The sequence below is a fragment of the Alteromonas sp. AWQ4_252 genome (genome assembly GCF_056158205.1).
Map to the genome: position 1 here is coordinate 2,237,243 of NZ_JBSWSV010000001.1, position 18,686 is coordinate 2,255,928.

16 protein-coding genes and 1 other RNA gene are annotated in these 18,686 nt (G+C 45.3%); 15 read left to right on the top strand and 2 right to left on the bottom strand.

Annotation, left to right across the window (positions count from 1 at the left end; translation table 11 throughout):
* Positions 1-46: 46 nt before the first annotated feature.
* The 5 genes from tyrR to maiA all read left to right on the top strand — a co-directional run bounded on the left by tyrR (position 47) and on the right by maiA (position 5,810).
* Positions 47-1,603, top strand: coding sequence for a transcriptional regulator TyrR (gene tyrR / locus ACXACM_RS09915; RefSeq protein ID WP_474821444.1), 1,557 nt, complete (start codon positions 47-49; stop codon positions 1,601-1,603).
* Positions 1,604-1,895: 292 nt separating this feature from the next.
* Positions 1,896-2,987, top strand: coding sequence for a 4-hydroxyphenylpyruvate dioxygenase (gene hppD, locus ACXACM_RS09920; protein WP_474821445.1), 1,092 nt, complete (start codon positions 1,896-1,898; stop codon positions 2,985-2,987).
* Positions 2,980-4,128, top strand: a complete 1,149-nt coding sequence (locus ACXACM_RS09925; protein WP_474821446.1) for a homogentisate 1,2-dioxygenase — start codon at positions 2,980-2,982, stop codon at positions 4,126-4,128. The genes hppD and ACXACM_RS09925 overlap by 8 nt, the downstream gene beginning before the upstream one ends.
* Positions 4,125-5,135, top strand: coding sequence for a fumarylacetoacetate hydrolase family protein (locus tag ACXACM_RS09930; protein ID WP_474821448.1), 1,011 nt, complete (start codon positions 4,125-4,127; stop codon positions 5,133-5,135). The genes ACXACM_RS09925 and ACXACM_RS09930 overlap by 4 nt, the downstream gene beginning before the upstream one ends.
* Before the next feature lie 18 nt (positions 5,136-5,153).
* On the top strand, positions 5,154-5,810 hold the full coding sequence (maiA, locus tag ACXACM_RS09935) for a maleylacetoacetate isomerase (protein WP_474821449.1): 657 nt from the start codon (positions 5,154-5,156) through the stop codon (positions 5,808-5,810).
* A gap of 69 nt (positions 5,811-5,879) precedes the next feature.
* Here the strand turns inward: maiA and ACXACM_RS09940 are convergent, their stop codons facing one another.
* A complete protein-coding gene (locus ACXACM_RS09940) occupies positions 5,880-6,347 on the bottom strand; it encodes an Lrp/AsnC family transcriptional regulator (RefSeq protein WP_216025826.1) in 468 nt (155 codons plus the stop codon).
* Positions 6,348-6,537: 190 nt separating this feature from the next.
* Here ACXACM_RS09940 and ACXACM_RS09945 point away from each other — a divergent pair, with 190 nt between their 5' ends.
* Both ACXACM_RS09945 and ffs read left to right on the top strand, forming a co-directional pair.
* Complete coding sequence (locus ACXACM_RS09945) at positions 6,538-7,593, top strand: Glu/Leu/Phe/Val dehydrogenase dimerization domain-containing protein (protein WP_474821451.1); 1,056 nt, start codon at positions 6,538-6,540, stop codon at positions 7,591-7,593.
* Positions 7,594-7,681: 88 nt separating this feature from the next.
* Positions 7,682-7,778: signal recognition particle sRNA small type (gene ffs / locus ACXACM_RS09950), an RNA gene on the top strand.
* A 12-nt stretch (positions 7,779-7,790) separates the two neighbouring features.
* On the opposite strand, the gene ACXACM_RS09955 is transcribed toward ffs, so the two are convergent.
* The gene (locus tag ACXACM_RS09955; protein WP_474821452.1) at positions 7,791-8,066 is read right to left on the bottom strand and encodes a late competence development ComFB family protein; all 276 of its coding nucleotides are present in this window, start codon (positions 8,064-8,066) and stop codon (positions 7,791-7,793) included.
* A 156-nt stretch (positions 8,067-8,222) separates the two neighbouring features.
* Between ACXACM_RS09955 and ACXACM_RS09960 the strand changes: the two genes are divergently transcribed.
* The 8 genes from ACXACM_RS09960 (at position 8,223) to ACXACM_RS09995 (ending at position 18,686) form a co-directional block, all read left to right on the top strand.
* On the top strand, positions 8,223-9,338 hold the full coding sequence (locus tag ACXACM_RS09960) for a tryptophan 2,3-dioxygenase family protein (RefSeq protein WP_474821454.1): 1,116 nt from the start codon (positions 8,223-8,225) through the stop codon (positions 9,336-9,338).
* A 347-nt stretch (positions 9,339-9,685) separates the two neighbouring features.
* Positions 9,686-12,607 (top strand): TonB-dependent receptor domain-containing protein, encoded by a 2,922-nt coding sequence (locus tag ACXACM_RS09965; RefSeq protein ID WP_474821455.1) that lies wholly within the window; start codon positions 9,686-9,688, stop codon positions 12,605-12,607.
* 84 nt (positions 12,608-12,691) lie between these two features.
* Positions 12,692-14,473: a putative 2OG-Fe(II) oxygenase gene (locus ACXACM_RS09970; RefSeq protein ID WP_474821456.1), complete on the top strand. Its 1,782-nt coding sequence runs from the start codon at positions 12,692-12,694 to the stop codon at positions 14,471-14,473.
* A 535-nt stretch (positions 14,474-15,008) separates the two neighbouring features.
* Positions 15,009-15,773 carry a DUF3450 domain-containing protein gene (locus ACXACM_RS09975; protein ID WP_474821458.1) on the top strand — a complete coding sequence of 255 codons (765 nt, stop codon included), beginning with the start codon at positions 15,009-15,011 and terminating at the stop codon, positions 15,771-15,773.
* A gap of 5 nt (positions 15,774-15,778) precedes the next feature.
* Positions 15,779-17,137: a MotA/TolQ/ExbB proton channel family protein gene (locus ACXACM_RS09980; protein WP_474821459.1), complete on the top strand. Its 1,359-nt coding sequence runs from the start codon at positions 15,779-15,781 to the stop codon at positions 17,135-17,137.
* 1 nt (position 17,138) lies between these two features.
* Positions 17,139-17,663 (top strand): MotA/TolQ/ExbB proton channel family protein, encoded by a 525-nt coding sequence (locus ACXACM_RS09985; protein ID WP_474821461.1) that lies wholly within the window; start codon positions 17,139-17,141, stop codon positions 17,661-17,663.
* A gap of 11 nt (positions 17,664-17,674) precedes the next feature.
* The gene (locus tag ACXACM_RS09990) at positions 17,675-18,073 is read left to right on the top strand and encodes an ExbD/TolR family protein (protein ID WP_474821462.1); all 399 of its coding nucleotides are present in this window, start codon (positions 17,675-17,677) and stop codon (positions 18,071-18,073) included.
* A 1-nt stretch (position 18,074) separates the two neighbouring features.
* A complete protein-coding gene (locus ACXACM_RS09995; protein WP_474821463.1) occupies positions 18,075-18,686 on the top strand; it encodes an energy transducer TonB in 612 nt (203 codons plus the stop codon).

Consider the following 18,686-nt stretch of genomic DNA (forward strand, 5'->3'; position numbering starts at 1 on the left):
GCTGTAAATATATATTTACAAGAACAACAATCAGACAGATCACAATATGCGCTTAGAAATCAGTTGCCAGGACCGACTCGGCATTACTCAGGATATTCTCGATATTCTGGTGACCCATGAAATTGACTTGCGGGGCATTGAAATTGATGAAGTGGGTAAGATTTTTCTCAACTTCCCGACGATAGAGTTTGAGGATTTCCGCCACTTAATGCCCAAAATACGTCGTATTGCTGGTATTGAAGACGTGAAAACAACGGCCTTTATGCCAGGAGAGAGGGAGAGAAACCAGCTTTCTGCCATTTTGCGTACCCTGCCTGATCCGGTATTTTCCATTGACGATCGCTGCAGAATTCTAATGTGTAATGAAGCCGTTGTAAGTGGACTTGAAATGCCATTTCATCAGTTGGAAGGACTTGAAATAGCCGACTTTGTAAAGGGGTTTAATTTTTCCCGTTGGATGGGGGACCCCGATAATCAAGCGGCTTCGACAAAGGTGAAATTTATTCAGCAGGATTATCTTGCGGACATTTTGCCTGTTGTTGTGCCCGACGGTGACAACAAATCGATTTTTGCCGGTGGCGTCGTGATTTTAAAATCTGAAATTCGTCTCGGGCAGCAGTTTTCCGCTTTTCACCAAGCTGATTCCGATTGCTTTGATCATTTCATTACCGAATCTCCCGGTATGTGTAAAGTCGTAAAAGAAGCAAAGCAAATTGCCGATCTCGATGCGCCAGTACTCATTTTTGGTGAAACGGGAACGGGTAAAGAAATGATTGCAAAAGCCTGTCATCAAGCCAGTCGTCGTGGTGAACGAGAGTTTCTCGTGCTCAACTGTGCATCTTTGCCAGACAGCGTCGCAGAGACCGAACTTTTCGGTTATGCCGCTGGCGCTTTCAATCAACCAGAAGGGAAGGCCGGATTACTGGAGCTTGCTGCGGGTGGCACGATTTTGCTGGATGAAATTGCCGATATGTCTTCTCAGCTTCAAGCTAAATTACTACGGGTGCTGGAGCACAACGAGTTCAGGCGGGTGGGCGACACAAAACCCGTTGCGGTGGATGTACGGTTTATCTGTACAACGTGCAGAGATTTAGGCCAATTAGTGGAAGAGGGAGCTTTCCGCAAGGACCTTTACTACCGGCTTAATGTACTTAATTTAGTCTTGCCATCACTGAAAGAGCGTCGCAAGGATATTTTACCGTTAGCTGAAGCGTTTATTGCACAACACAGTGGAAAATTAGGTCGCCGACCAGCTAAGCTCAGTAAGTCTTGCGTTGAATTTTTGCAACAATACCCCTGGCCGGGGAATGTCCGGCAGCTACAAAATGCGCTTTTCAGAGCATTATCCTTACTCCATGGCAACGAGATTTCCAAAGAGGATATACAACTGCCCAGTTGTGCCCCCAGTGTTACCTACATCGATGAGAACTTTGACGGAACACTGGATGAAGAAGTTAAAAAATTCGAACGGGACTTATTGAAACGTTTGTATCCATCGTATCCGAGCACAAGGCAGTTAGCGAAGAAACTAGGTTTGAGTCATACTGCCATTGCTAACAAGCTACGGGAATATGGCATCAACAAGGGAACTGTAAAGCTATAATTACGCACTGTACGTTTCACTTTACAAAAGTTCTCTTGTCCGAGACGGCCACACTCTTTGGTGGCCTCGACCAAAAAATACACTTATCGCCAGTAATCTTCCGGTTTATCAACAAAAATTACTTCACGATTGGTAAAACTCTTCTCTGGAATACACACCATTCAATCTTTGTTCACAAATCGTTACGCATTTTTTAGCTCTGACGAAAGAACTTAAAGACAGCTACTCTCTTCCTCTTTTTCTCCTTTTGATGTTTATTTTAGAAATAATTTGTTTACAAAGGGATAAAGAAATGACTGATCCGGATTATGGGTACAATCCTCTCGGGTGTGATGGCTTTGAGTTTGTCGAATATACCGCTGCAGATGAAAAGGGCATTGGTGACCTAAAAGCACTCTTTGTGTCTCTCGGTTTTGCTGAAATTGCTCGCCATCGTTCAAAGCAGGTCTGGCTATATCGACAGGGAGATATCAACTTCATCATTAATGCTGAGCCGGCATCACAAGCTGAAGAGTTTGCCAGATTACGTGGCCCAAGCGTGTGCGGTATGGCGTTTCGGGTAAAAGATGCAGGGGTTGCCCTTAGTCATGCAATGGCCAATGGCGCCAGTCAATTCAAAGGCAATTTGGGCCCCATGGAACTTAATATCCCTGCGGTTTACGGTATTGGAGAAAGTACTCTCTACTTTGTTGACCGTTATGGAGACGACAGTATTTACGATGTAGATTTTACTTTTTACCCTGACTGGCAGGCGCGAATGGAACATGCCAACGCTGGTTTATGCGTGGTAGACCACCTTACTCACAACGTGCGCCGCGGAAACATGTCTACGTGGGCTAACTTTTACGAGAATATTGGTAATTTCCGAGAAATTCGCTATTTCGATATAGAAGGCAAGCTCACTGGCCTGGTGAGTAAAGCCATGACTTCTCCCTGTGGCAAAATTCGCATTCCGATAAATGAATCTTCAGATGATAAATCTCAGATAGAAGAATTTATCCGCGAGTACAATGGTGAAGGTATTCAGCATATTGCCCTGTCTACAAATGATATTTACAAAACAGTGGCAGACTTGACTGCACGAGGTTTGCGTTTCATGGATACCCCAGATACGTACTACGAAGCTGTTGATAACAGGGTGAGTGGACATGGCGAGGATCTAAATCGCCTGAAGGCCCTCAAGATCCTTATTGACGGCGCACCGATGAAAGATGGTATTTTATTGCAAATATTTACTGATACGGTGATTGGCCCCGTGTTTTTCGAAATTATCCAACGCAAGGGCAACGAGGGCTTTGGCGAGGGGAATTTCAAAGCACTGTTCGAGTCCATAGAGCTCGATCAAATTCGTCGTGGTGTTATTGAAGAAGATCACAATGCGTAACTGGATCCGTTTCCCGGCGGCCCAGGGAACACATTCTAAACAAGCTCATGCCGACTTTCCGCCTGAAGGTATTTACGAACGGGAAATTGGTCGCAGTGGTTTTTTTGGGCCAGCCACGCACCTGCATCACAAACATCCGCCAACCAGTTGGATAGACTGGGAAGGTGAACTACGCCCCAGAGCATTTGACCTCAACCAGCTGGGTGATACCTGTACTACCAACCCTTTTCACGCACCAGTAATATTGAAAAATGCCCATTGCCAGTATCGGCTATGGCAATGTGGCGAACCTATGAAAACCCTCGCCCGCAATGCTGACGGTGACGACTTACTTTTTATTCACGATGGTGAGGGTGAGCTGTTTTGCGATTATGGTCAAATGTCAGTGAAGAAAGGTGACTACGTCTTATTGCCCCGTGCAACAATGTGGCGATTGGTACCGGCCACTTCAATGACAATATTAATGATTGAGGCAACCAATGAGGCGTATCAGTTACCTGATAAAGGCATGCTAGGGGGGCAGGCTATTTTTGATCCGGCTGTTCTACAAACGCCTGAAATTAACGATTCTTTCCTCGCTCAGCAAGACGAAGAGAAATGGCAGGTTGTGATTAAGCGCCACAACAGATTATCCGTGGTCACTTACCCCTTTAATCCGCTGGATGCCATCGGCTGGCATGGCGAAGTTTGTGTGGTCAAACTCAACTGGCGGGATATTCGACCGCTAATGAGTCATCGCTACCACTTACCTCCATCAGCGCACACCACCTTCGTGGCACCAAGATTTGTTATCTGTACCTTTGTTCCCAGGCCAATTGAGAGTGATCCTGGCGCTTTGAAAGTGCCTTTTTATCACAATAACGACGACTATGACGAAGTACTGTTTTATCACGAAGGTGATTTCTTTAGTCGTGACAATATTGAACGAGGCATGGTCACCTTTCATCCAGCGGGGTTTACCCACGGCCCCCATCCTAAGGCATTGAAAGCTGGCATGTCGCACCAGAAAACATTTACCGATGAGGTCGCTGTCATGCTAGACACGAGAGATGCGTTGGAAGTGACCGAAGCGGCGGGTTCGGTAGAAAACACCGGTTATGTTTACAGTTGGCGTACCACTGACGAGGAGCCTGAAAAATGAAGTTTGCGACTTATAAAAACGGCAGCAGGGACGGCTTGCTCATGTTGGTATCCCGTGATTTAGGACGCGCCATAGCGGTGACAGATATTGCACCCACTTTGCAGTATGCGCTTGATCACTGGCAAACCGTTTGTGAACCGTTGAAGCACCGGTATGAATTGCTCAACGATGGCATGCTTAAGGCTGATCAGTTTAACCAAACCCGTTGTGAATCCCCTTTACCACGTGCTTATCAATGGGCGGACGGGAGCGCTTACGTAAATCATGTTGAGCTTGTACGCCGGGCGAGGGGAGCAGAAATGCCGGACAGCTTTTGGTCTGACCCATTGATGTATCAGGGGGGATCTGATGACTTCATCGGGCCTCGTGATGACATAATCTTGCCAACTGAAGAGTGGGGAATAGATTTTGAAGGTGAAGTTGCCGTGGTGACTGATGATGTGCCAATGGGATGCAATGAAGATACAGCAGCGCAACGAATTCGCCTTGTTATGCTAGTGAACGATGTTTCATTGCGCGGGCTTATTCCTGCTGAACTGGCCAAGGGCTTTGGCTTTTTTCAGGCAAAACCAGCCAGTAGTTTTGCACCAGTAGCGGTCACGCCTGATGAGTTGGGAGCCGCCTGGTCCGATTGCAAAGTGAATTTACCGCTCCACTCTACATACAACGGCGAGCTGTTTGGAAAGCCTCATGCCGGCACTGACATGACGTTTAATTTTGCTCAGTTAATATCTCATGCAGCCCGCTCTCGTAATTTGGGCGCGGGAGCTATCATTGGTTCGGGCACGGTCTCAAATAAACAGGGTACTGATTTCGGCTCAGAGGTAAAAAATGGCGGTGTGGGCTATTCATGTATCGCTGAAATTCGTATGATCGAGACAATTCGGGATGGCAAGCCTTGTACTCCATTTATGCAATTCGGAGATAAAATTCGGATGGAAATGTTTGACGATCAGGGGCATAGTATTTTCGGTGCCATCGATCAACAGGTGAAGCCATTAAACTGACAACAAGAGGAGACGCGTATGCGTTTAAAATTATATGGTTACTGGCGTTCTTCAGCCACCTACCGTGTGCGGATCGCTATGAACCTCAAAGCGCTTAGTTATGATTACGTGCCAGTTCATCTTGTCAAGGAAGGCGGAGAACAAACACATGAAACGTTTCAGCGCCTTAACCCGGCGCAACTCGTTCCGGCATTGGTAGATGATGACGAAGATTTTGTGTTGAATCAATCGCTGAGTATTATTGAATACCTGGATGAGAAGTATCCCGAACCCTACCGACTTTTGCCTCAACACAGTCTTGAGCGGGCGAGGGTGAGAGGGTTAGCCCACGATATTGCTATGGAAATGCAACCCTTGGGAAATTTACGTGTACTTAATGAGTTACGGGAAACGTTCGGTGCTGACGACGAAATGATCGCGAATTGGGTGTGCAAGTGGTCTGAGAAAGGCTTCCAGGCAATTGAGCGCCGTTTGCAAACCCAGGCGGGCAAGTTTTGTTTTGATTTTGACGTGACACTGGCCGACGTGTGTTTGGTGCCCCAGGTGTATATAGCAAAGCGCTTTGGACTGGATATGTCAGCGTACCCGTTGGTAATGCGCATTTACGAACATTGCCAGGAGATCCCTGCATTTTTCGATGCTCGCCCGGAAAATCAACCTGATTGCCCGGAATAACAGAAGGTAATAAATAACTGGCTCTGGTTTTAGAAAAAAGACAGAGCCGGTGGAAAAGCCAAACACAATTTACTGACTTTTAATGGGCAGTTCCGTAGTGTTTTTTACTTGCTTAAGTGCAAAGGTCGAACTCAAGTGGTCGACTAAAGGAAGATGAGTTAACTTGGTTTTAAGAAGGTACTCATATTCTTCGATACTCTCTACTACCACTTTTAACAGATAGTCTTTCTCTCCACTTGTGGTGTGGCACTCGACAATTTCATTAATAGATTGTACGGCATTCTCGAAATCGGTAAGCGAATCGCCATCGTGGTTTTTAAGAGTAACAAATATAAAGACTGAAACACCAAGGTTGAGCTTTTTACTGTTGAGAAGGGTCACTTTGCGTAAAATAATACCCTCAGATTCCATTCGTTTTACCCGGCGCCAGCATGGCGTATGCGATAATCCAACCTTCTGGCTCAGGTCAGCCATTGACACGGTGGCATCCTGTTGCAGAACCCTAAGGATCTCGCGATCAAATTTATCTAGTTTCATTTCTGAACGTCTCGTTAGGTGTATGATAATTATTATAAGGCTACTATAATACTAGGATATACATCCTAGTCTATAGTACTTGCGATCAACGTCATTGCGACTTGTAAATTTCACTGGTCAACATTGCAAAATATGTCCTCTTTCATGTCAGATAATATAGCGTAAATTTGGTCAAATTGAAGAAGAGTCCATGTCAGTATTTGAACATCCTGAGTTTGATGGCCACGAACACGTGGCTTACTATCACGACAAACCCACCGGCCTGAAGGCCATTATTGCTGTGCACAATACCAACCTTGGGCCTGCATTAGGTGGTTGTCGTATGTGGCCATACATAAATAGTCACGAAGCGTTGACGGATGTGCTGAGATTGTCAAAAGGGATGACATATAAATCTGCCATGGCCAATTTAAAACTCGGTGGCGGAAAATCCGTCATTATAGGCGATCCGCGTAAACATAAGTCCGATGACTTTATGCAAGCCATGGGGCGTTTTGTCGATTCGTTTGCCGGTACTTATTACACAGCGGAAGATTCAGGCATTGCTGTGGATGATCTTCGTTCTATGGCAAAGCAATCTCAATACATTGCCGGTGTAAATGCGCAATATCACTACAACAACGAGTTGCCTGACGGAAACCCGGCTCCGTCTACCGCTTATGGTGTTTTCGTAGGCCTTAAAGCGTCAGTGGAATACGCACTCAAGACAGACCTAAAAGGCGTGCGCGTTGCTATTCAGGGAGTCGGACATGTGGGCTACAGACTAGCAAAGCATTTACACGAAAACGGCGCGGAGTTATTCGTTACTGATATTTACCCTGAAGGGGTGAACAGAGCCGTGACCGAGTTTGGCGCGACGGCAGTTCCTCCTGAAGCTATTTATTCTTTAAGCGTTGATGTTATTGCACCCTGTGCGCTTGGTGCGTCAATCAATGATGAAACCATTGGTCAGATTAAGGCAAAAGTTATTGCCGGTGCAGCGAATAACCAACTGGCGAGGGAGGATATGGGGGAAGCGCTTCGCAAGCGAGGCATATTGTATGCACCCGATTATGTGATTAATGCAGGGGGCGTCATTGATATTTATCACCAGAAAATGACATCGTCAAATGCTGAATTGCGCACCCATATCGAGCAAATAGGTTCAACGTTAGGGGAGATCTATTCAAGGGCTGATGATGAGTGTAGTGCTACGAATCGCGTTGCCAATGTCATTGCGGAAGAACGATTTCAAAACAAGGGTTGAAACTTAGTCTTCAAATCGTCATAATGCGCCCCGCTTTCGTTCCTGCTTCCAGAGCAAACGCAAGCGCACTGCAAAGTTCAATGGTGGGCCCTGGTCCTCTCGCAATGATACTCTGTGAACTCGGTCAGGCCCGGAAGGGAGCAGCCGCAGCAGACGACTCATGTGCCGGGATGTGGCTGGGGCCTGCCACCCAATCCTCAGGCTTGTTTTTTATCTCCGCCTTGATCTAAATAACGTATCGCTTTATCCACTGCGTGTTCAACGTTCATTTCCATTTGTTGACGTTCGCTTTGCGGCAGATAAAACGCCATATCAACTTCATAGCGAATGTAGCGAGGCGGTACCTGGTTGAGTGCCAGACAGCACAAATCAGCCAGATAGTCTGGCGACTTATTTTCTACCAATCCTAATTTTTCAATACGTTCCAGAACGAGGTGCTCATAATAGTTATGAATATCGTCGTCTAACTTCATTATATTTCCTTTTTTACTGGCTTGATTATTGTTTCTAGTTTTTTCGTGACAGCTGCAACCCAAATGAGAGCACTTTCTCTGTTATAGCGTGTTTGCTGTAGAAGTCGAGCTTCTGGTGTTAATATTTTGTGTAATTCTGTATTCACTGGACCAAACATGAAAAAAAATATTGCACCGGTTTATTATGGCGATTATCTGCAACTGGATAAAATTCTTAGTGCACAAACCTTACAAAGTGAAAAATACGGAGAAGCTGCACACGATGAGACACTTTTTATCGTTGTTCATCAGGTTTACGAATTGTGGTTCAGGCAGTTACTACACGAACTCAGTTCAGTCATAGATATTTTCTCAACTGATCCTGTCAAAGACGAACAACTTATTACAGTGGTTCATCGTTTACAGCGAATGACACAAATTCAAGAGCTCATGAATAACCAAATATCGGTCATGGAGACCATGACGCCGCAGGATTTTCTGGCATTCAGAGACTATCTGGTTCCCGCTTCCGGTTTTCAAAGTATTCAATTTAAAAGGCTCGAAATATCTTTGGGATTGAAGCGCGAGTTTCGCATAGATTTCGATAAACAGAGTTTTTACAAACGCTTAAATGATGACGACCGCGCTTACCTGGAAGCCTTAGAGCAAAAGCAGAGCTTATTCGAGTTGGTGGACAAGTGGCTTTCCCGGCTGCCGTTATTAAAAAAAGACGAATTTGTATTCTGGGAACATTATCAGCGTAACGCTGAGAAACTCCTGCAAGCAGAAAGGAGTATTATTGAGAATAATATGTCTCTTACCGAAGGTGACCGCAGAGCAGAGTTGAGGGAATGGCAGAGCAATAGGGATAATTTCCGCGCACTCTTTAACAAAACTGACTACGAGACAATGAGAAGTGAAGGCAAATTCAGGCTCTCTCACGACGGTATCCTAGCTGCGCTTTTCATTAAACAATACGCAGAAGAACCTATTTTTAATCTGCCTTTTCAAATTATTACATCTTTAATCGACATTGACGAAAAGCTTACCCTCTGGCGTTATCGGCATGCCATGATGGTACAGCGCATGCTGGGTACCAAAATCGGTACCGGTGGTTCGTCAGGCCACCACTACTTAAAGAAAACAACGGAGTCCAACAGGATATTCCTGGACTTCTATAATATGGCCAGCTTTCTTCTCCCCAAACAAAACTTACCGCCCTTGCCAGAGGCCATCAAAAAATATTGTGGGTTTTACATTAGTCACGGAAATTCAAATACGACAAATTCTTAACTAACCGTTAATTACGAGGGATGCAGGAGTGGATTTTTCCATAATTGGACGAATTCTGTCATAAAAAGCGGGATCTTTTGAGATAGATGTTTCGTCTGTTGCCTTATTTTGGTCTTGTGTTTTCCATATCGGCGCTTTTTTGACTGATTTGGAAGACTGATTTCCTAATAATGTAAAAATTAAAAAAAATATTGAACTTTTAGAACTCACCATCGCAAAGGCAGTTGACCGTATTATCACTCTGTGGTTATTATCAATCACGAGGTGTTATGCCTTTTAATAATAAGTCGGTTTAAAACGATTTAAATAACACACACTATTCAATTAGTGGTCCAGGGAGACAATACATGTTTGAAAATTCAAGACTGGCTAAGTCAGTTAAGCTAGCTTGTGCCTTCGGCGCGGCTACAGCGGCACTGACCACTCCTTTCTCCGTACTCGCACAAGAAGATGACTCTGCTGAAAAAGTAGAGAAAATCGAAATTACAGGTTCTCGCATTAAGCGAACTGACATCGAAACATCCAGCCCGGTTCTGGCTATCGATGCCGAAGTTATCCGTTCAACGGGTTTCACCCGTATCGAAGATGTGATGAACACTCTGCCTCAAATCGAAGCAGCGCAAACTTCATTCCAAGCTAACGGTGCAACCGGTACAGCGCAAATCGACCTTCGTGGTCTTGGTGTAAACCGTACATTGGTGTTGGTAAACGGTCGTCGTTTACAGCCAGGTGGTGTATACAGCCAAGCGGCAGACGTTAACCAAATCCCAACTGCGCTAATCAAGCGCGTTGACGTGTTAACCGGTGGTGCGTCTACCGCATACGGTGCAGACGCAGTTGCTGGTGTTGTTAACTTCGTAATGGATAACGACTTCACTGGCTTGGAAATTCAAGCAGGTGCGGCTGGTTATCAGCACAACAATGACAACGAATACATCCAGGGCTTAATGGATGAGCGTGGTTATGATTACCCAGATGGCAGCAATGGTATTGGCGGTAAAGACTACAACCTGAGCATCACTGCTGGTGGTGATTTTGACGGTGGTAAAGGTCACGCTACGGTTTATGCTGTATGGCGTCGTAATGATGAAATGCTGCAAGGTGAGCGCGATTACAGCTCATGTGCACTGAATACGTCTGCTACTGCTTGTGGTGGTTCATCTACTGCAGTTCTGCCAAACACGTTCTTCTATCCACTGTACGACGGTAACGGTGACGGTATCCTGTCTCGTGCAGACGATGTTATCGACTACGGTCAGGAAGAATGGTTAACATTGAACCCAGACGGTACGTTCTCTTCGTATGACGGTTCAAATACCTATAACTATGCACCAGTAAACCACTTCATGCGTCCAAACGAGCGCTTCTCAATCGGCGCGTTTGCTGAGTATGAAGTTAACGATAATGCACGTGTTTATTTAGAAACGTCTTACATGCACAACCGTACCGCAGGTCAGATTGCTGAATCTGGTACTTTCTACGGTGCTGAATACTGGTTAGACGCTTCTGGCGATAACGCATTGAGCGCTGCTCAATTAGCACAACTCGCTACAATCTACCCAAGTGTTGATCCTAGCGACGACAACAACGGTGCTTTGCTTGGTTATGCTGCTTACATCGGTAAACGTAACGTTGAAGGTGGTCCTCGTGCGGATAACCTTGAAAACAATTCTTTCCGTATTGTAACTGGTGTTGATGGTTACCTGAACGATACATGGAGCTATGATATCAGCTACATGTACGCGTCGACTTCATCATCATCTGCGTATGTTAATGACTTGAACTTGCCACTAATTGCACCTCGCGTAGGTGATATCGATGCAGAAGACTGTTCAGGTGATTGTTTAGCGTATGATGTATTTACACCAGGCGGTGTTACTGCTGAGATGGCTGCACAATTATCCGGTACAGCGGTACTGACTGGTCTTACATCTTTGCAGGTTTTCCAGGGTTATGTTTCTGGTGAGCTTGACTTCGCGTTGCCTTCAGCTGAAACACCAGTAGCAGTATCTGTTGGTTTCGAACGCCGTGAAACTGATTTCGAACGTTTAGCTGATACAGTTTACCAGGAAGGTACACTTGTTGGTCAGGGTGGTCCTACTGAGAGCCTGGTAGGTAGCTTCGATGTTAACGAAATATTTGCTGAAGCCAGCGTTCCAGTATTAGAAGGCGTGAAAGGCGTAGATATGCTTAGCCTAGACCTTGGTGTTCGTTTCTCTGACTACAGCACTTCTGGTCGCGCTAATGCTTACAAGTTTGGCGTTAACTGGGAAATTACAGAAAACTACATGGTTCGTGCCAGTTACAACCGCGCGATTCGTGCGCCAAACGTTGCTGAATTGTTTGCTGCTCAAAGCGTTGGTTTGTGGCAAGGTACCGAGCCTTGTGCTGGCGATACTCCAACGTTGACTGAAGCACAGTGTGCGCTAACGGGTGTTACATCTGATCAATACGGTAACATCGGTGCAAACCCTGCCGACCAGTACAACCAGTTCTCTGGTGGTAACCCGAATCTTGATCCAGAGCAAGCAGATACTTATACCTTAGGTTTGGTTGCATCTCCGTTTGAAGGCTTTAACTTCTCACTTGACTACTGGATGGTAGACATGGAAGAAGTAATCGGTACAGTTGGTGCAGAGCGTATCCTTAACGTATGTGGTACTACAGGTCAGTTCTGTGACAACATCGTACGTAGCCCATCTGGTTCATTGTGGTTAAGCCAGGACGCTTATGTTATCAACTTGTCTGATAACATCGGTGGTCGTACATGGCGTGGTCTTGATATCGACGCCAACTACTCTTTGGATATCGGCGAAGGTACTTTGGGTCTGAAGGCTATCGGTTCTGTAAGTCTTGAGAAAACCTATAAGCCATTACTGTCTGACTCTTCACTTGATTATGACTGTACTGGTAAGGTATCTACAGACTGTTTCGCACAACCTGATTGGCGTCATACTGTGTCTGCTAACTACAGAATGGGCGATTGGAACTTCATCGGTCGCTGGAGATACTACGGTTCAGTTGACATCGTAGCGCAAGGTGAAAATGGTGAAGAGAAAACAGGTGAGATTTCTTCTTACTCGTTCTTCGACCTTACCGGTAGCTACGTAGTTAACGAGCACGTACAAGTATCTTTAGGTGTTAACAACGTTCTTGATAAAGAGCCACCAATGGTAGGCAGCTCTTTGGCTACGAACGCTAACACTGTAGCAGGCTTCTACGATACATTAGGTCGTTACATCTTTACTAACGTTACTGTTAGTTTCTAATCTGATTTTATCAGAGAAAAAAACCGGCGCTTGCGCCGGTTTTTTGTTATCTATAGGGAGCAAAATCTAAAAAGGGTGTCCGCTTTGTTACAACAAGAACTTCAGCAAGCTGCAAGGTATTTTTCAAGCCAACAATTTTATCAGGTTATTACCCTCTGTCAGCGTATTGTTAAAGCATCTCCCCAGCGAGCAGAGGCTTATCAGATGCTTGTACAAAGCTATATTCGAACAAACCAAGTGGAAGCTGCAGAAGCAGCCCTTAACCAAGCTGAACGCGTATTTCCTTCTGCAATATGGTTACCTCAGTTAAAAGCTATGTTGTTTCAGTTCAAAGGTGAATATGAATCCGAACTTGTTCAGCTTGATCTTCTGTTGTCGGCACAGCCCAATAATGTCGCCTTGTTAAACCGATACATTCGGCTGGCTGTTCAGTTGTCTGACTGGGAAGGTGCCGAGAAAAGACTGTGCCATTACCAGAACTGCACATCAAATAAAGACATCAATCTGCGTAAACTCAAAGTTCACTATTATAGGCAGCGTGGTTGGCTGGATAAAGCCGTAGAAGAGAGTGAACAACTGACAGTACTGGCGCCCACTGACATTTCTGTTATTCACGAGTATGCGGTACTTCTGCGCCTGAGTGGAAAGCCAAACCAGGCTATACCCTTATTGGAAAATATCCTCTCTAACACCGAGCATTTTGCGGTGCATCAGAACCTTGCTAACGCATATTCTGATGTAGGGGCACTTAATGAAGCGGTAGTCCATTATAAAAGCGCTATTGCTCTGAACCCGGACTACGTTGATGCTTATGTAAATCTGAGTCTTATCTTATGGGAAATGGGCGACAAAGAGGGATATTTGGCACACTTTGAAAAACCTGGCGTATTCAATTCACCTGCTATGAGATTTGCCTATATCAATGTTCTGCTAAATGCGAAAGCTTATAGCAAGGCTATTTGTTGCTTAGATGAAGCTCCTGAACTTAAAAAACAAATTGCTGGGCAGATACTGTATGCCAAGGCACTTCGGGGAAGAGGCGAATTCACATCGTCTTATAAAGTTTTGCATGAATTAGCAAAGCAGGACCAATCAAATGAAGTACTGTTGGAGCTGTGTACTTCTGCCATCGAGGTAAATGAACACCGCGTCGCGCAACAAGCTACTGAAGCGGTGCTCAGCCGAGAGCCAAATAACCAACTTGCAAAAGCCTACTGGCATGCAGCGAGAAAGGCTGAAGGGCGCGAAGGCTATTCAATTGCGAACTATGTGGATAAATACGACGTCTTCCCACAAATGGATTCTCTAAAAAAAGCGGCCTATTTATCCGCATTGACTGACTATCTAACGTCACTGCACAGTGCCATCGAACAGCCAATTAACCAAACCCTGGAAAAGGGTACGCAGACCAGAGGCCATCTCTTTTCTTCCGAAAACCCGTTAATTCAAACCTTGAAGGAAGCTATCGATAAGGTCGTTTTACAGTTTATTGACGCTCAGCGGCTCGACCGGAAACGATTAACAGACAGTTCTGGAAAGCCACATTATAAAGGTTCGTGGTCGGTCAGGTTGTCGGGCAATGGTTACCACCACAACCACATACATTCACATGGAAGAATATCTGGTGTGGTATATCTTGCGCTACCCAAAGCTATCACAAACGCAGACAAGCAGGAAGGGTGGTTAGCATTGGGCCAACCATATCGCTATCAGCAAGAAAACACGTTACCCGACGTCACTATAGAGCCGAGTTTATTACACTGCGTTTTATTCCAGTCCTTTGTTTGGCACGGCACCACGCCTTTTCATGAAGATTCACACCGCATTACCGTCGCATTCGATGTGGGAGAATATGGAGAACAATAAAGCAGAAGGTAAATTACCACGACAAGGTGTGCAAATTTTGCGACACAATGTTGAAGGGATAAAAGTGGGAAAACATGGTTTTTGATACAAATTTGTAGCAAAAGTGATATAAACCCAAAACTCTTTCTAACATGTAATTTTCATTGTCGCCGCAGAGTATGATATTTATCGATTGGCATTTGATAAAAAATCATCCCGCAAAAAAAATGTGTACAGCAATCTATCTCAATTTGTGTTCATCTGGTCGCCTTTTTACGTCGAATAAAGGGGTTTTAAGGCGAATTGCATGGTACGACCACATGACAATCGGTTATTGCTTAATCATTTCAAAAAAAAGTATGGGGGTGTTAAGACTGTGTTACTTGACTCATTCCATGAATCCGTGTGAGTATTAGCAATTCGTAGTGTTGGCGTTTTAGCGACAAACACTACCTTCCTTTAAAAACATTGATAAAAGTTTTTACGCCCCTGGCAGTGACAATTGTGTTACGTGCGAGGATTCAAATAAGAAATTTGGTTGGGAACTATGTCCAAGATGAGCAAGAGAACTCTTATTGCTTCTACTGTGATCGGTGCATTCGCACTTACAGGTAGTGCAGCTGTCTCTGCAGTGGAGCTATCCGATCTTCAGAAAGAAGATGCGAAGATTCAGGCTGCTGCAGCGAAATCTCAAGAAAAAATCAACACGCTGTTCGAACAGTCTCAAGAACTACTTGTTGAATACCGTCAGGTTGTGGATCAAACAGAAAATCTGAAAATCTACAACGACTACATCGCTAGCCTGGTTGCTGACCAGCAACGTGGTATCGATTCTTTGCAACGTCAAATTGACAGCATCGAAGCAACTAAGCAGGGCATTGTTCCTCTTATGTTCCGCATGATCGATAGCCTTGAAAAATTCATTGAGCTGGATTCTCCAATTCACCTTGATGAGCGTCGTGAGCGCGTGCAGCGTCTTCGCGATTTGATGGCCAACTCTAACGTTACGGTTTCTGAGCAATTCCGTCAGGTAATCGAAGCGTATCTGGTTGAAGTTGAGTACGGTACGAAGATGTCTTCCTACCAGGGTACCATTGATGTTGACGGTGCTGAACAGACTGTTGATTTCTTCAACTTAGGCCGTACTGCGTTGCTGGCTCTGTCTCTGGACCAAACTCACGCTTGGGTGTGGAACAACGAAGCCCGCTCATGGGAAAAACTGGGTGACGAATACCTGGCCTCTACTGTGACTGCGGTGAAGATGGCGCAGGGTACTATTCCACCAGATCTTCTTAAGTTACCAATTAAAGCAGCGGAGTAAGCTTAATGAAACTAGTATTCAAATCTCTTGTAGCCGCTGCAACAATGGCAGTGGTAGCTTCTGGTGCACAGGCACAAGAAGCAGTGAGTCTGCAGGACCTGCTGGAGCAGGTTAAACAGAACCGTGTTTCTGAAGCACGAATCAACAAACAGCGTGAAGCTGAATTCCAGTCTGCCCGTGCTGATAAGCAAGCTTTATTGAGAAAAGCCCAAGCCGAACTTAAAGCAGAACAAAATCGCGGTGACCGTTTATCACAGCAATTCTCTGATAACGAAACCACGTTGAATGAAAAAGCAGCAGAGCTTGATCAAGCAACGGGTACACTGGGTGAGATGTTCGGTGTAGTTCGTCAGGCTTCTTCTGAAGCGTTCGGTCGTATCTCTACTTCTATTGTAAGTGCACAATACCCTGGTCGTGACGACTTCCTGGCTGAAATGTCTGAAGAGTCAAGAGGCTTGCCTAACATTAACGAGCTGGAAGACTTGTGGTTTGCACTGCAAACTGAAATGACTCAGGGCGGCGAAGTTGTTCGTTTTACTACTGAGGTAGTTAATTTGGATGGCGGTTCTTCTGAACAGGAAGTTATTCGTGTTGGTTCATTCAACCTGATCAGTGAAGAAGGTTACCTGGCTTACGACGATATGAACGATGTTGTTCAGCCTCTCGGTCGTCAACCTGACGGTTTCCTGGTTAGCTCTGCACAAGAGCTGGTTGATGCGAACTCTGGTATGGTTGGTTTTTATGCTGACCCTTCTCAAGGCGCAATTCTTGGTCTGTTGAAACAGAAAGCGACAATGGCTGAGCGTTATCATGCAGGTGGTGTAGTAGGTTACGTTATCACTGGTATGCTTATCATCGGCCTGTTGATTGGTTTGTTCAAACTGATTCAATTGTTCCTGGTTGGAACCAAAATCAAATCCCAACAGAAAAACCCTGGCAATCCTTCTGCCAGCAACCCTCTGGGCCGCATTTTGATGGTTTACAAGGACAATAAAGGTGCTGACGCTGAAAGCCTTGAGCTGAAACTTGATGAAGCAATTCTGAAAGAGTTGCCAACTATTGAGAGCGGTATCAATGTAATCAAAATCTTCGCTGCAATTGCCCCTCTGCTGGGTCTGCTAGGTACAGTTATCGGTATGATTGAAACGTTCCAGACAATCACACTGTTTGGTACAGGCGATCCGAAAATGATGGCTGGTAGTATTTCAATGGCGTTGGTAACAACTGCTCAGGGTATCATCGCGGCTCTGCCTCTGATCCTTACTCACAGCATCGTTGCATCGCGCAGCAAGTCTATCGTACATGTTCTTGATGAGCAGACTGCGGGTATAATCGCAGCTCACTCTGAGGCGGAGAAAGCGTAATATGTTATACCTGATTGGATTATTCGAATCTGTCAGGGACTTTATCGCTACCGGCGGTGACGTTTTATACTTCGTTGCTGCCGCGCTCTTTCTCATGTGGGTACTTATGATTGAGCGCTACTGGTATATGACTGCAGTATTTCCAAAAGTGAAGAAAGATATTATCGCTAAATGGGATGCTCGAAGTGATACTACCTCTTGGTATGCGCATAGAATCCGTGACGCATGGATTTCTCAGGCGTCAGATGATCTGAACGCCAGGATGCTAATCATTCGCACGTTAGTGGCAATTTGTCCCCTAATTGGTCTGCTTGGTACAGTTACCGGTATGATCTCGGTTTTCGAAACAATGGCAACGCAAGGTACCAGTAACGCCCGTTTGATGGCATCTGGTATTTCAATGGCAACAATCCCGACTATGGCGGGTATGGTTGCGGCACTGTCCGGACTATTTATTAGTTCACGTCTCGAAGCTAAAGCGAAGATTGCGAGAGAAGGCTTAGTTGATAGCCTTCCACATCACTAGAGAGAACGATTATGGCTCGAAAAGATAGAACAGAAGAGGAAGAAGCTGCGATCGACATGACGCCCATGTTGGACATCGTGTTTATCATGCTTATCTTCTTCATTGTTACTACTGTTTTCGTTAAAGAAGCAGGCATAGAAGTAAATAAGCCTGAGGCGAGCCAGGCGTTTCTTCACAAAAATGCCAACATTTTCATCGCTGTAACAGAAGATGGAAGTGTTTGGATGAATAAAAGTGAAGTCGCTGTGGACTCGGTCAGAGCTACTTTGGAACGATTGCTTACCGAACAGCCAACGGATTATGTATTTATCCAGGCTGATGTCAAAGCCAAACATGGTATCGTAGTGAAAGTTATGGACCAGGTTAAAGCTGCAGGCATCGATCGTGTATCGGTAGCGGCGAGGGGTTAAGATGGTAAGGATAATCGTTTCTATTTTATTAGGTGCAGTAGTTGCTTTTGGTCTGTTTATTATTATGGCTAAGCTCATTGAGAACTCAGGCCGACCAGCAGATGAAGTATCACCAGCACCAATTATTGATATTGTGATGCGCCCGCCGGAAGACGAAACGCAAACGCGTAATCGTAAGCCGCCTCCGCCTCCGCCACCACCTCAGCAGCCGCCTAAGGTTCAACCTGTTGAACCCGACGCTGCAGAACCTGATACAGATGGCTTTAGCTTAGCTATTCCAAATGTTGATACGGGTGGTGTAGGTGTAGATATTGGTGGCGTAGGTGCGATGCAGCGTGATGGTGACGCTACACCTATCGTTCGTATCGACCCTAAATATCCACCTGATGCTGCGCGAGATGGTCGTGAAGGCTGGGTAAAACTGCAATTTACGATTAACGAACAAGGCGGTGTAGACGACATTAGCGTTATCGATGCCGATCCTAAGCGTATTTTCGACCGTGAAGCGCGTCGTGCACTGAGCAAGTGGAAGTACAAGCCTAAAATCGTTGATGGTAAAGCAGTTAAGCAAACCGGTATGTTTGTACAACTTGACTTTAAACTGGAGCAATGA